The organism is Streptomyces sp. NPDC003023, assembly GCF_042888225.1.
Classification (GTDB): Bacteria; Actinomycetota; Actinomycetes; order Streptomycetales; family Streptomycetaceae; genus Streptomyces.
Map to the genome: position 1 here is coordinate 225,484 of NZ_JBIAPL010000006.1, position 14,290 is coordinate 239,773.

The 14,290-nt window shown below is 70.3% G+C and carries 11 protein-coding genes; 5 read left to right on the forward strand and 6 right to left on the reverse strand.

The features are described 5' to 3' along the window. The first annotated feature begins 69 nt into the window (after nt 1–69). Both ACFYV1_RS21270 and ACFYV1_RS21275 read left to right on the forward strand, forming a co-directional pair. Nucleotides 70–981 carry a sugar phosphate isomerase/epimerase family protein gene (locus tag ACFYV1_RS21270; RefSeq protein ID WP_389397074.1) on the forward strand — a complete coding sequence of 304 codons (912 nt, stop codon included), beginning with the start codon at nt 70–72 and terminating at the stop codon, nt 979–981. Between the two features lie 213 nt (nt 982–1,194). After that, nucleotides 1,195–1,392 (forward strand): helix-turn-helix transcriptional regulator, encoded by a 198-nt coding sequence (locus tag ACFYV1_RS21275; RefSeq protein WP_389397075.1) that lies wholly within the window; start codon nt 1,195–1,197, stop codon nt 1,390–1,392. 85 nt (nt 1,393–1,477) lie between these two features. Here ACFYV1_RS21275 and ACFYV1_RS21280 read toward each other — a convergent pair whose 3' ends face one another. Beyond that, nucleotides 1,478–3,877, reverse strand: coding sequence for an MMPL family transporter (locus tag ACFYV1_RS21280; RefSeq protein ID WP_389397076.1), 2,400 nt, complete (start codon nt 3,875–3,877; stop codon nt 1,478–1,480). A 163-nt stretch (nt 3,878–4,040) separates the two neighbouring features. Here ACFYV1_RS21280 and ACFYV1_RS21285 point away from each other — a divergent pair, with 163 nt between their 5' ends. From ACFYV1_RS21285 to ACFYV1_RS21295, 3 genes are all read left to right on the forward strand, one after another. Continuing rightward, entirely contained in the window at nt 4,041–4,745 is a 705-nt protein-coding gene (locus ACFYV1_RS21285) for a TetR family transcriptional regulator (RefSeq protein WP_389397077.1), read from the forward strand. 141 nt (nt 4,746–4,886) lie between these two features. Beyond that, a complete protein-coding gene (locus ACFYV1_RS21290; protein WP_389397078.1) occupies nt 4,887–5,210 on the forward strand; it encodes a heavy-metal-associated domain-containing protein in 324 nt (107 codons plus the stop codon). 118 nt (nt 5,211–5,328) lie between these two features. Next, on the forward strand, nt 5,329–7,545 hold the full coding sequence (locus ACFYV1_RS21295) for a heavy metal translocating P-type ATPase (RefSeq protein ID WP_389397299.1): 2,217 nt from the start codon (nt 5,329–5,331) through the stop codon (nt 7,543–7,545). A 614-nt stretch (nt 7,546–8,159) separates the two neighbouring features. Here the strand turns inward: ACFYV1_RS21295 and ACFYV1_RS21300 are convergent. The 5 genes from ACFYV1_RS21300 to ACFYV1_RS21320 form a co-directional block, all read right to left on the reverse strand. Then, the gene (locus tag ACFYV1_RS21300) at nt 8,160–9,449 is read right to left on the reverse strand and encodes a citrate synthase (RefSeq protein WP_389397079.1); all 1,290 of its coding nucleotides are present in this window, start codon (nt 9,447–9,449) and stop codon (nt 8,160–8,162) included. 244 nt (nt 9,450–9,693) lie between these two features. Then, on the reverse strand, nt 9,694–11,910 hold the full coding sequence (locus ACFYV1_RS21305; protein ID WP_389397080.1) for an ATP-dependent RecD-like DNA helicase: 2,217 nt from the start codon (nt 11,908–11,910) through the stop codon (nt 9,694–9,696). Nucleotides 11,911–12,205: 295 nt separating this feature from the next. Beyond that, a complete protein-coding gene (locus tag ACFYV1_RS21310) occupies nt 12,206–12,925 on the reverse strand; it encodes a hypothetical protein (protein ID WP_389397081.1) in 720 nt (239 codons plus the stop codon). Then, nucleotides 12,922–13,440: a SigE family RNA polymerase sigma factor gene (locus tag ACFYV1_RS21315; RefSeq protein ID WP_389397082.1), complete on the reverse strand. Its 519-nt coding sequence runs from the start codon at nt 13,438–13,440 to the stop codon at nt 12,922–12,924. Before ACFYV1_RS21315 ends, ACFYV1_RS21310 begins: the two co-directional genes overlap by 4 nt. Before the next feature lie 107 nt (nt 13,441–13,547). Continuing rightward, nucleotides 13,548–14,219: a hypothetical protein gene (locus tag ACFYV1_RS21320; RefSeq protein WP_389397083.1), complete on the reverse strand. Its 672-nt coding sequence runs from the start codon at nt 14,217–14,219 to the stop codon at nt 13,548–13,550. Nucleotides 14,220–14,290 lie beyond the last annotated feature (71 nt).

Below are 14,290 nucleotides of genomic sequence, written 5' to 3' on the forward strand. Positions count from 1 at the left end.
TCAACAATTTGTCCTTACATTCGGACCAACCCTTGACACCTTTCTCGGACGGCCGGAAAGCTGGCCGGCATGACCTCCTCCGTACCCGCCCTGAACCGCATCCGGGTCGGCTCGGCCCCCGATTCCTGGGGGGTGTGGTTCCCCGACGATCCCCGGCAGGTCCCCTGGCAGCGCTTCCTCGACGAGGTCGCGCACGCCGGCTACGAATGGATCGAACTCGGCCCTTACGGCTATCTGCCGACCGATCCGGCCCGCCTGGCGGACGAGACCGGGCGGCGCGGTCTCAAGGTGTCCGCCGGCACCGTCTTCACCGGGCTGCACCGCGGCCCCTCGGTGTGGGACGACACCTGGGCCCACGTCTCCGACATCGCGGCCCTCACCCGGGCGATGGGTGCCTCGCACCTGGTCGTGATCCCCTCCTTCTGGCGCGACGACAAGACGGGCCGGGTGCTCGAGGACCGCACCCTGACCCCGGAGCAGTGGCGCGATCTGACCGTCCAGACCGAACGGCTCGGCCACGAGGTACGCGAGCGCTACGGGCTGGAGATCGTCGTCCACCCCCACGCGGACACCCACATCGACACGGAGGAGAACGTCGCCCGCTTCCTCGACGCCACCGATCCGGACCGGGTCTCGCTCTGTCTCGACACCGGCCACTACGCCTACTGCGGTGGCGACAGCGTCAAGCTCATCGAGACGTACGGGGAGCGGATCGGATACCTCCACCTCAAGCAGGTCGACCCGGCGATCCTCGCCCGAGTCGTCGCCGACGAGGTCCCCTTCGGTCCCGCGGTGGGCCAGGGGGTGATGTGCGAACCGCCGGCCGGTGTACCCGCGCTCGAGCCCGTACTCGCCGCGGCCCGGTCGCTGGACGTCGATCTCTTCGCCATCGTGGAGCAGGACATGTACCCCTGCGCCCCGGAGAAACCTCTTCCGATCGCCGAACGGACACGCGCCTTTCTCCGCTCCTGCGGCGTCTGACGGACTGCATCACATCTGTCACTGTTGTCGCCCGCGCATCACACATGTCTCCATTACGCGGTTCTTCCGTCACAGAGCCTCAACAGCCGTGCCCCCGGAGTCACCCGGTGTCGTTCACCGGGCACAGGCTCTGTGATCGCCAGCGTCCGCGCGGCAGCTCTCCCGACGGCATACCGACCGCCTCTGCTGCGCACGCAGGGAGGTGCCACACACATGACGGACAGAAGGCTCTGGTCCTACAAGGACATCGCCGCGCACATCAGGGTGCAGCCGGACACCGTCCGCTCGTACCGCAAGCACGGCCTTCTGCCGCCGCCCGACCAGGTGGAGGCCGGTAAGCCGTACTGGTACGCGGACACGATCCGCATCTGGGTGGCCAACCGCCCCGGAAACAGGGGTCGTAGAGAGTGAGGCACTGACGTACGCGCGCGTGGGAAGGGTGGCCCCGCACCGGTGACGGTGCGGGGCCACCCGCACAAGGCGGACGGCGTGCCCGTCAGACCTTCACCTCGTCCCGCCGACCGGCCACCGGGGCGGGGCCATCGGCCGTCCCACCCGACCGCTCCGGTATCTCCTCCATCTCCTCGCCCTCACTCAGCCCGAACCGCTCGTGGAAGCGGCGCAGTGGCCGTGGCGCCCACCATGTGGCGGCTCCCGTCAGCTTCATCACGGACGGGACCAGCAGGCTGCGCACCACCATGGCGTCCATCAGGACGGCAAGCGCGATCCCGAGTCCGAGCATCTTGGTGTTGGTCACGCGGGAGGCGCCTATCGCGACCATCACGACCGCGAGGATCACGGCCGCGGCGGTGATCAGCCCCCCGGTGCGCTGCAGCCCGAACCGGACGGCGTGCTCGTGGTCGCCTGTGCGGTCGTGCTCCTCCTTGATCCGGGAGAGCAGGAACACCCCGTAGTCCATGGAGAGTCCGAACGCGATGCAGAACATCAGCACCGGCAGGGTCGTCTCGATGTCTCCGGTGGAGGTGAAGGAGAGCAGCCCCGACAGATTGCCGTCCTGGAAGACCCAGACGACGGCACCGAACATCGCCGTCAGGCTGAGCGCGTTGAGCACGACGGCCTGGAGGGGGATCAGCACGCTTCCCGTCAGCAGGAAGACCAGCAGCAGCGTCACGACGACGATGATCCCCAGCGCGATGGGCAGCCGGTCGGCGATGGCGCTCTTGGAATCCTCCAGGACCGCGGCTCTGCCTGTCACCGACGTCTCGAACGGCGCCGGGACATCGCGCAGTTCATGGACGAGCCGCTGCGCCTCCTCCCCGACCGCTTCCCCGTCCGGGAGCACTGTGAAGTAGGCCGAGGTGCCCGAGGTGACGGGTCCGTCGACCCTCACGACGCCCGGCAGGGCGGCGATCCGCTCGCGGTACTGCGCGTATTGCGCGGCCGTCGGCTCGGAGGCCGTGCCTCCGGCCGGCTCGGTGAAGACCTCGAGGCCGCCGGTGGGGCTGCCGGGGAAGCCGTCCCGTATCTGCTGCTGGACGATGTGGGACTCGGCGTTCGACGGCAGTTGACGGTCGTCGGGCGTACCGAACTTGACGCCGAGGAAGGGCAGCCCGAGGAGGATCAGGCCGGTGACGGTGGCGAAGGCGAAGAGCGGGGCCCGGCGCATCACCAGTCCGGCGAACCTCCCCCATCCGGCACCGCCCACCGGGAACGCGGCCTCCACCGCCGCGGCGCCCCCATCGTCACGGCGGTCCCGGCCTCCGGAGCCCCTGCGGAAGAGGCGGCGCAGGTCCAGTGCGTTGACCCGATGGCCCAGGATCACCAGCGCGGCGGGCAGCAGGATCAACGCGGCGGCGGCAGCGAGCAGGACGACCGCGATCCCGGCGTACGCGAAGGAACGGAGGAAGTACTGCGGGAAGACGAGCATCGCGGCCAGTGACACGGCCACCGTCAACGCGGAGAACAGGACCGTGCGTCCCGCGGTACGCAGCGTGCGGCCCACCGCCTCGCGCACCTCAGCGCCGCCGGCCAGCTCCTCCCGGAAGCGGCGCACGATGAACAGCGCGTAGTCGATGGCGAGTCCGAGGCCGAGCGCCGTGGTGAGGTTCTGGGCGAAGACGGACACGTCGGCGAACTCGGTGATGCCTCGCAGGACGGCGTTCGTCCCGAGGATGGCGACGATGCCGACGCCGAGGGGCAGAAGCGCCGCGACCGCGCTGCCGAAGACCATGACCAGCAGCACCAGTGTCACCGGCAGAGCGATCATCTCGGCCCGGAGCAGGTCCTCCTGGATGATCGTCGTCATCTCGTGCTGCACGGCGACCGGGCCACCGATGGAGACGTCCACGGGGCCGTGCTCGCCACGGAAGCCGGGGGCGATTCGGTCCAGCACCTCCGCGGCCGTCTTCTCGTCACCCTCGATGCGGGCGGCGATCAGTGCCTGCCGCCCGTCCTCCGCGCGGAGCGCGGGCGCCCGGGTCTGCCAGTACGAACCGACGCCGGTGACGCCGTCCTCCCCTTCGAGCCGTTCCGCGAGCCGGGTGGCCTCCGCGGCGACCGCCGGGTCGTCGACGCCCGCCCGGCCGGCGTCCACGAGCAGCAGCAGATTCGGCTGGGAGGCGGGGAACGCCCGCTCGACGGCCTCCGTCGCGTACGTCGACTCGGCGGCCGGGTCCTCCCAGCCTCCGCTGCCCATGCGGTCGGCGACGCCACTGCCGGCGAAGACGGCGAGCGCGGTCAGGACCAGGGCGGCCAGCAGGGTGAGACGCGGCCGCGTCGTGACAAGGCGGGTCCACCCTCCGACGTGTACCGGCTCGCGGCCGCACGGGCTCTCGCGCGGGTGCTGCTCGCCGCCCCGCGCACGCCGCTCACCGTCGTGAGGGCCGTCGGCGCGCGTGGCGCTCGCGCGGCCGGGTGGCCTGTTGACTTCGGACATGGTGCGGTGTCCCCTTCACCGTGACCCGTGCGCAGGCTTCCCGGCAGGCAGCATGGGTCGAGTCGTTGCCATAAGCTGGCAAACACGAGTCATCACTCGCATTACTCAAGAATGCGAGTGACCGCTCGCGTTTGTCAACCGTTCCAGGAAGCTGGGGAACCACGTGCCGGAGCAGACCAAGCCGGAGCCCGCCGACACACCGGGGCCTGACACACCGGGACCTGACACACCGGGACCTGGCACGCCGAGCGCCAGACCGCGACGCCGTCAGGCCCGCGGCGAACGGCGCATCGCCCAGCTCCTCGACGCCGCCGCCAGCGTCTTCTGCACCACCGGCTACACCGCCGCCAGTACCAACGCCATCGCCAGGGAGGCCGGCGTCTCACCCGGCACGCTCTACCAGTTCTTCCCGAACAAGGAGGCCATCGCGATCGAGCTCGGAGACCGCCTCCTCCACCAGTGGCGCGACTCGCACGGCGAGGCACTGGCAGCCGCCACCCAGGACCTCCCGCTCGAGCAGCTGCTCGAGGCCGTTCTCGACCCGCTGATCACCTTCAATCAGGAGCACCCGGCTTTCGCCGTCCTGATGCACGGCCCGGACATCCCCGGACGCGTCACCCAGGAGTTCGACACCGTCCACGCGGGTCTTCTGGAACGGATCGAGGAGATCCTCGCGGGATACCTCCCGGACGCCGCCACCACGGACGTACACCGGATCTCGACCATGACCTTCGCCGTCTTCAAGGCGGGACTCGACCTGATCCTCGCCCACGAGGGCGCGGAGCGGGCGGCGTACACCGAGGAGCTGAAGACGATCATGTTCCGCTACCTGCAGCCGCTTCTGGACGAGTCCCGCCTCTGCAATTGATACCCCCTAGGGGTATAGTGGTTCTCGTGCTGGAAGGACGCGGCGGCTCGTCGCGCTCTCCTGGCGCACCATGTCTGTACGCCCCGCGTGTCACGCGACGCGCGCACGCAGGGCGTCGAAGCCGTCGAGAAGGAGAACGTCATGACCGCCGAGACCAAGACCGGCATCGAGATCGAGGCCACCCAGGCGACCGGTTCCTGCTGCTCGCCGACCGGCTCCTGCCACGACACCGCGGCGGACCAGCAGGCCGGCGGCGTCACCACGGTCTACCAGGTGACCGGCATGACCTGCGGACACTGCGAGGGCGCGGTCAGCAGCGAGATCTCCGAGATCCCCGGCGTCACCTCGGTGACGGCAGTCGCCGCGACCGGCCAGGTCACCGTCGTGTCCGAGGCGCCCCTCGACGAGGCCGCCGTGCGCGCGGCCGTGGACGAGGCCGGCTACGAACTCGCCGGCAGCGCCTGAGCATCGAGGCAGGAGCCGGGCCGCTGCCCGCCGGTCGGATACTGGTGGAGTACGGCCCGGCCCAGCTGCGTGGAGTCCCGACGTGGAAACATCCGAGGTAGAGCTCACCATCGGCGGGATGACCTGTGCCTCGTGCGCGGCTCGCGTCGAGAAGAAGCTGAACCGCATGGACGGTGTCAGCGCCACGGTCAACTACGCGACCGAGAAGGCGCGCGTCAGCTACCCGGTCGGCACCGAGATCGCCGATCTGGTCGCGACCGTCGTGAAGACCGGCTACACGGCTCACGAGCCACCGCCACCGGCCCCCGAGCCGGCCGCCGGCGCCCGCGGGGAAGCCGACCAGGAAGCCCGCCCGGACGCCTCACGGCCCGGCCGGCCCGACGGACTGCGGCAGCGGCTCGTCGTCTCGGCGCTGCTCGCGGTACCCGTCGTCCTCATGTCGATGATCGGTCCGCTGCAGTTCGACAACTGGCAGTGGCTCTCCCTCACCCTTGCCGCTCCGGTCGTCGTATGGGGCGGGTTGCCGTTCCATCGCGCCGCCTGGACCAACCTGCGCCACGGTGCGGCCACCATGGACACCCTGGTGTCCATCGGCACGCTGGCCGCCTTCGGCTGGTCCCTGTGGGCCCTGTTCCTCGGCAACGCCGGCATGCCGGGCATGCGCCACGGCTTCGACCTCACGATCGGCCGCGCCGACCCCTCGTCGTCGATCTACCTCGAGGTCGCCGCCGGGGTGACCGTCTTCATCCTGCTCGGCCGCCACCTCGAGGCCCGCTCCAAGCGGCAGGCCGGCGCCGCCCTGCGAGCGCTCATGGAACTGGGCGCCAAGGACGTCGCCGTACTGAGGAACGGCGCGGAGGTACGGATCCCCGTGGACCGGCTCGCGGTGGGCGACCGCTTCGTCGTACGGCCCGGCGAGAAGATCGCCACCGATGGCACCGTCGTCGAGGGCAGCTCGGCCGTCGACGTCTCGATGCTCACCGGCGAGTCCGTGCCCGTGGACGTGACGCCGGGCGACCCGGTCACCGGCGCCACCCTCAACGCCGCGGGCCGGCTCGTCGTCGAGGCCACCCGCGTCGGTGCGGACACCCGGCTGGCGAGGATGGCGCAACTGGTGGAGGAAGCCCAGAACGGCAAGGCGCAGGTGCAGCGGCTCGCCGACCGCATCTCCGCGGTCTTCGTCCCCGCCGTGCTGCTGATCGCTGCCGCCACGCTCGGCGCGTGGCTGGCGACGACCGGTGACGCGACGGCCGCCTTCACCGCCGCCGTGGCCGTACTGATCATCGCCTGCCCCTGCGCTCTCGGTCTCGCCACCCCGACGGCGCTGATGGTCGGCACGGGGCGGGGCGCCCAGCTCGGCATCCTGATCAAGGGTCCAGAGGTGCTGGAATCCACACGGAGGGTCGACACGGTCGTCCTCGACAAGACCGGAACGGTCACCACGGGCCGGATGACGCTACAGGGTGTGCACCCCGTGGAGACCGCCGGCGCGGAAGAACTGCTGCGTCTCGCGGGAGCGCTGGAGCACGCCTCCGAGCACCCCGTCGCGCGCGCCGTCGCCGAGGGGGCGGCAGCCCGCACACAGGGCCCGCTGCCGCCCGTCGAGCGATTCGTGAGCGAGCCCGGCCTCGGGGTCCGCGGCATCGTCGAAGGCCACGCGGTCCTGGTCGGGCGGGCGCGGATGCTGGAAGCAGAAGGTGTCGAACTGCCGGACGAGCTTCTCGCGGCAGCGGCGGGCGCGACCGGCCGCACGGCGGTGTTCGCCGCGCGGGACGGCAAGGCGCTCGGCGTCCTGACCGTGGCCGACGCGGTCAAGAGCGGCAGCGCGCAGGCGGTACGGGAGCTCCGGGCGCTCGGTCTCGATCCGGTGCTGCTGACGGGCGACACCAGGGCGGTGGCCGAGTCGGTGGCGACCGAGGTCGGCGTCGACAAGGTGTACGCCGAGGTGCTGCCGGAGGAGAAGGCAGGGGTCGTCGCGAGGCTGCGGTCCGAGGGCCGCACCGTGGCGATGGTGGGCGACGGGGTGAACGACGCGGCCGCACTCGCCACCGCGGACCTGGGCCTGGCGATGGGCACCGGGACCGATGTGGCGATCGAGGCGGGGGATCTCACACTCGTGCGGGGCGACCTGCGTGTGGCGGCCGACGCGATCCGTCTCGCACGGCGGACTCTGGCCACGATCAAAGGCAATCTTTACTGGGCCTTTGGCTACAACGTCGCTGCCCTGCCACTCGCGGCATCGGGCCTGCTCAACCCCATGATCGCCGGTTTCGCCATGGCCTTTTCGTCCGTTTTCGTAGTGTTCAACAGCCTGCGGCTGCGCTCCTTCTCGTGACTACAAACAGGTCACAAGACCTTCACAACGAGACCTAGATCACAGATATTTGGGGGTAACCATTCAGGCTCCTCGCGAGTCTGAATGGGCGATGCCGAGAACGTCTTGGGGGACGTTCATGGGATGTCTTGGGGGACGTCCCAGGCAAGCGTTGGCCGGGGCACGTGCCCGGGGAGCTTTGAGCGGCCCTCCCGTGCGTACGTACCCCGGCATACCGCGGGCCGCAGTGCACCGCAGACGCCCGGCCGGATCCCGTGGGGGGAATCCGCTGTCGGGGATATGGGAAGCGCCCCGCCCGTCGACCCGTGGGGGGATCGGCAGCGGGGCGCTTTCCGCTCTACGAACTTCAGGGCTCCGACGGCGCTCATGGGCCCGGTGCGAGGCTCGGGGCCTCCCAGCACGGACTCAGGCTTCCGGTACGGGCCCGGGCTTCCGGCGACGGCTTCATGAACCCGACGCAGGGCCCCGGCGTCCGGCGCGGGCCCCCCGGCCTCCGACGCAGGGCCCCGGCCTCCGGCGCGGGCCCCCGGCGTCCGGCACGGGCCTCATGGGCCCGGCGCGAACTGCCGGGGCCGGGACCGGCGCGGACTGCTCGGACCGGCGCGGCCGTGACGTCAGCGGGCCTCGACGGGGACGAAGTCGCGCAGGACCTCGCCGGTGTAGATCTGGCGCGGGCGGCCGATGCGGGAACCCGGCTCCTTGATCATCTCGTGCCACTGGGCGATCCAGCCGGGCAGCCGGCCGAGCGCGAACAGCACGGTGAACATCTCGGTCGGGAAGCCCATCGCGCGGTAGATCAGACCCGTGTAGAAGTCCACGTTCGGGTAGAGGTTGCGCGAGACGAAGTAGTCGTCGGAGAGCGCGTGCTCCTCGAGCTTCAGCGCGATGTCGAGCAGCTCGTCGGACTTGCCGAGCGCCGAGAGCACGTCGTGCGCCGCGGCCTTGATGATCTTCGCGCGCGGGTCGAAGCTCTTGTAGACCCGGTGGCCGAAGCCCATCAGGCGGACGCCGTCCTCCTTGTTCTTCACCTTGCGGATGAAGGAGTCGACATCGCCGCCGTTGGCCTGGATGCCCTCGAGCATCTCCAGCACCGACTGGTTGGCGCCACCGTGCAGCGGGCCCCACAGGGCGCTGATGCCGGCGGAGATCGAGGCGAACATGTTCGCCTGCGAGGAACCGACCAGACGCACGGTGGACGTGGAGCAGTTCTGCTCGTGGTCCGCGTGCAGGATCAGCAGCTTGTCGAGCGCGGAGACCACGACCGGGTCGAGCTCGTACTCCTGCGCCGGGACCGAGAAGGTCATGCGCAGGAAGTTCTCCACGTACCCGAGGTCGTTGCGCGGGTAGACGAAGGGGTGCCCGATCGACTTCTTGTACGCGTACGCCGCGATCGTCGGCAGCTTCGCGAGAAGTCGGATGGTCGAGAGATGCCGCTGCTTCTCGTCGAACGGGTTGTGGCTGTCCTGGTAGAAGGTGGACAGCGCGCTGACCACGGACGACAGCATGGCCATCGGGTGGGCGTCGCGCGGGAAGCCCTGGAAGAAGCGCTTGACGTCCTCGTGCAGCAGCGTGTGCTGCGTGATCTCGCCCTTGAAGGTCGCGAGCTCGTCGACGGTCGGGAGCTCACCGTTGATCAGCAGGGACGCCACTTCGAGGAAGGTGGAACGCTCGGCGAGCTGCTCGATCGGGTAGCCCCGGTAGCGCAGAATGCCCTGCTCGCCGTCGAGGTATGTGATCGCGGATTTATAGGCGGCTGTGTTGCCGTATCCGCTGTCCAGGGTGACCAGACCGGTCTGGGCTCGGAGCTTCCCGATGTCGAAGCCCTTGTCACCGACGGTGCTGTCGACCACCGGGTAGGTGTATTCACCGTCCGCGTACCGCAGTACTACAGAGTTGTCGCTCACGTCATCCCTCACCGACGTAGTGCCTCTTCTTCGAGGTGCCCTGACTGTCTCTACCATCCCCCATTTGGCTGAGGAGAGTGCACTCGGGGTCGCCATTGGGGCCATTGGCGGCACTCAGTGCCGCCAACCTGCTCATCTTGCCCCCTTCGCCCCGGTTCTGAAAGCCGGGACGGGGCCAGGGTGGTGTTTCCCACCTCCGGGTGCCCCCGAACCGTCCGTCCGCACCGCCCCGGGCGGTACGGGATCACGCCGACAGCCGGTACGCGAGCGCGGTGCATCGCCTGCCTGCGGAAACCGTCCGGACCGCCTGGCCTATCGCCTTGCGCGACCCGACCAGCACCACGAGCTTCTTGGCCCGGGTGACGGCCGTGTAGAGCAGATTCCGCTGGAGCATCATCCATGCGCCGGTGGTGACGGGGATCACCACCGCCGGATACTCGCTGCCCTGCGAGCGGTGGATCGTCACCGCGTACGCGTGCGCCAGCTCGTCCAGCTCGTCGAAGTCGTACGGAACCTCCTCGTCCTCGTCCGTCAGCACCGTCAGCCGCTGGTCGTCCGTGTTCAGCGAGGTGACGACCCCCACCGTGCCGTTGAAGACGCCGTTGCGCCCCTTGTCGTAGTTGTTGCGGATCTGGGTGACCTTGTCGCCGACGCGGAAGACGCGGCCGCCGAAGCGCTTCTCCGCGAGCTCCGGCCGGGCCGGTGTGATCGCCTGCTGGAGCAGTCCGTTGAGCGTCCCCGCGCCGGCCGGGCCGCGGTGCATGGGCGCCAGCACCTGCACGTCACGCCTCGGGTCGAGGCCGAACCTGGCGGGAATGCGGCGTGCCGCCACGTCGACCGTCAGCCGCCCGGCGTCCTCGGTCTCGTCCTCCACGAACAGGAAGAAGTCGGGAAGCCCTGTGGTGAGGGGCTGCAGACCGGAGTTGATCCGGTGGGCGTTGGTGACGACGCCGGACTGCTGGGCCTGCCGGAAGATCCGCGTGAGGCGCACGCTCGGTACGGGCCCGCCGTCCGCGAGCAGATCACGGAGCACCTCCCCCGCGCCGACGCTCGGCAGCTGGTCGACGTCCCCCACCAGCAGCAGGTGGGCGCCCGGCGCGACGGCCTTGACCAGCTTGTTGGCCAGCAGCAGATCGAGCATCGACGCCTCGTCGACGACGACCAGGTCCGCGTCCAGCGGCCGGTCCCTGTCGTACGCGGCGTCCCCGCCGGGCTTGAGCTCCAGCAGCCGGTGCACCGTCGACGCCTCCGCTCCGGTGAGCTCCGCGAGCCGTTTGGCAGCCCGCCCGGTGGGCGCCGCGAGCACCACCTTCGCCTTCTTCGCGCGCGCCAGCTCCACGATCGAGCGAACGGTGAACGACTTGCCGCAACCGGGGCCGCCGGTCAGCACGGCGACCTTGCTGGTCAGCGCCAGCCTGACCGCCGCCTCCTGCTCGGGCGCCAGCTCCGCGCCCGTACGGTCCGCGAGCCAGGACAGCGCCTTGTCCCACGCGACGTCCTGGAACGCCGGCATCCGGTCGTCCGGCGTGTTCAGCAGCCGCCGCACCTGTCCCGCCATGGACAACTCGGCCCGGTGGAACGGCACCAGGTACACGGCGGTCACCGGTTCGTCCCCGCCCGGCCCGGGGACCCGCTCCTGCACGACGCCCTCCTCGTCGGCCGCGAGTTCGGCGAGGCACTCGATGACCAGGCCGGTGTCCACGGCGAGCAGCTTCACAGCGTCCGAGATCAGCTGCTCCTGCGGCAGGAAGCAGTGCCCCTGGTCGGTCGACTGGGAGAGGGCGTACTGCAGGCCCGCCTTGACCCGCTCCGGGCTGTCGTGCGGTATGCCGACCGCCTGTGCGATGCGGTCGGCGGTGAGGAACCCGATGCCCCACACGTCGGCCGCCAGGCGGTACGGCTGGTTCTTCACGACGGAGATCGAGGCGTCCTCGTACTTCTTGTAGATCCGCACGGCGATGGACGTGGAGACGCCCACGCCCTGGAGGAAGACCATGACCTCCTTGATGGCCTTCTGCTCCTCCCACGCGGCGCCGATCAGCTTCGTCCGCTTCGGGCCGAGTCCGGGCACCTCGATGAGCCGCTCGGGCTCGCTCTCGATGACGTCGAGGGTGTCCGTGCCGAAGTGGTCGACGATCCGCTCGGCGATCTTCGGGCCGATCCCCTTGATCAGCCCTGAGCCGAGATAGCGCCGTATGCCCTGGATCGTGGCGGGCAGCACGGTGGTGTAGTTCTCCACGGTGAACTGCTTGCCGTACTGCGGATGCGAGCCCCAACGACCCTCCATCCGCAGCGACTCACCCACCTGCGCGCCGAGCAGCGAGCCGACGACGGTGAGCAGATCCGCGCCCCGCCCGGTGTCGACGCGGGCGACCGTGTATCCGTTCTCCTCGTTGGCATACGTGATCCGCTCGAGGACGCCCTCGAGCACGGCGGGTTGGAACACGACCGGATTGGACATGCCCCGACGTTATCGCCGCGGTCCGACATCCCGGACGCCCTGTGGACAACCCGATCACATCTCGGCGGGCAGGGCGGCTTCCGCCCCGGAAGCTGAAGGGGCCCGGTCCAGGACCGGGCCCCGCACGCGCCCCCGTCGTCGAAACCCGGTGCTCCCCCGGATGCGCTCCCCCTGAGCCCGACGACACATACGACTCCGGTCACTCAGAGATGGTTGCACGGTCGCAGGGAGTAGTTTCCGCCATGTTCTCGTACGGTTCAGGCCACACCGATCCGTCCCACCCGCCCCGCCTGCTTCATCCCGGGGACGCCACGACCCCGAAGTGACGCTCCACCAGTACAGAGCCGTCCGCCGCGTACGCGGTCACCGTCCAGCCGCCCTCGGTGTCATGGCCGACGGCGCCGAAGGCGTAGTACGTGCCCCAGTCCCCGGCGTCCGGAAGTCGCAGCATCCGGGCCGGGAGCCGCTCGCCCGATTCGAGACGGACCTCCATCCTGGCCGGGGCCGTGCCGGTGCGGAACGCGCCCTGGAAGAAGGAGGGTTCCCCGGCATCGGTGTCCCGACCCGAACTGATGCTGTCCGGAGGGATGCTGTCCCCCGAGTACGCGCGAGACTCCTCCACGGACGCGCGGATGTCGCCCCTCCCCGCGACGTAGTTCTGCCGGCCGTCCGGCAGCAGCGCCATGCTGTAGCCGTGTCCGACCGCCACCGGCTCGTACGGGCGGACCGTACGGATCTTGGGCGGCGGGGCGGGGGCCGGTGGGGCCGTGGCCGGGGGTGCCGTGGCCGGGGGTGCCGTGGCCGGGGGTGCCGGGTCCTGGGCGGGCGACGGCACACCGACGGTCCCGAAGGCCAGCAGCGCGGCCACCGCCGTCGCCGCTCCCGCCACCGCGGCGGTGCGGCGACGGCGCGCCCTGCGCCCCCTTAGCACCACGTCCTCGACCGGTGCCCGGCCCACGGGAACCGTGTCCGCCTCACGACGCAGGGCGTCCACGAGTCGCATGTCGTCGTTCACCGCTGCCGCTCCCCCGCCGCGCCGACCTGAACGATCGCCGGCTGCTCCCGCAGCTTCTTCAGCGCCCGGGCCGTATGACTGCGCACCGTACCCACGCCCGTGCCGAGCAGCCGTGCCACCTCGGTCTCACTGCGGTCCTCGAGGTAGCGGAGCACGACCACCGCCCGTTGCTTCGCCGGCAGCCGCCCGAGCGCCTCCATCAGTGCGCTGCGCTCGGCGACGGCGTCGGCCCGGTCCGGCGCCGCCGACTCCGGGAAGCGGGTGGTCAGCCATTCGCGGAGCCGTAGTCGCCGCAGTCTGTCGACGTTCGCGTTGATCATGATGCGCCACACGTAGGAGTCTGGGTCATCGGCGCCTTGTATCCGCTCCCACTTCACGTAGGCCTTGGCGAGAGCAGCCTGCACCAGGTCCTCCGCGTCGTGGTGATGTCCGGTCAGGAGATGGGCGGTACGGAGCAATCGCGGCCAGCGGTTGACCACGAACGCCCGGAATTCAGCCTCCGCGCTGCTCTTCAATCGAGTCCTCGTGTCGACCGTCCCATGGGGCATGTGCCGCGCTGTCGTGCCGCTCCCTCGTCACCGGCACGACAGCGTGGCATGGCCGCCCGCGGGCGGTTCTGTCGTCAGCGGCCGGAGGGGAAAGGCTTGAACGACAGCGTCGCCAGCACCGCTCCGTCGGCGCCGTACGCGGTGACCTCGGTGATGTCCTTAGGAGCACCGGCCCCGGCGGCGTCGAGGTAATACGTGCCCCAACCGGGTTCGCCCGGCAGTACGAGCACACCTGCGTCCTGCTCGGGGCCGCCGTCGACACGGACGGTGACGCGCGCGGGCACCGCGTCCGTACGGAACGCGCCGGTGAACAGGGCGTCCTCGCCGTCGATGCTCAGCCCGCCGCTGAGGCTGTTGGGACGGATGCTGTCGCCGACGTACTGCTTGGCCTGCGCGACGGACTCCGCGAAGTCGTCCCAGGCGACCACGTAGTTCTGCCTGCCCTGCGGCAGAAGCCCCATCCAGGCGCCCTGGCCTATGGCCACCGGCTCGTAAGGCCGCACGACACGCGGCCCGGAGGATTCCACGGCCCCGGCGGGTGCGGCATCGGCGGGTGCGGGCATCGCCGCGCGCACCGTCCCGGTCGTCCCTCCGGCCCTCTTCTCGGCGGCCGTCGCCGTGGTCCCGGGGGTCCCGGCCGCAGCCGCGGTCGGCTGGGCCGGGCCGCCGAGGGCGAGCGCCGTACCGGCGCCGCCCGCGAGAGCCATCGCCATGACCCCTGCCATGACGAGCCTCTTCGTCTTCATGTGTCCTCCGCTGATCGGGGCTTGCCTTCACGTCTCAGACGCAGGGCGGCCTCGGTACCTATGTCATCGCG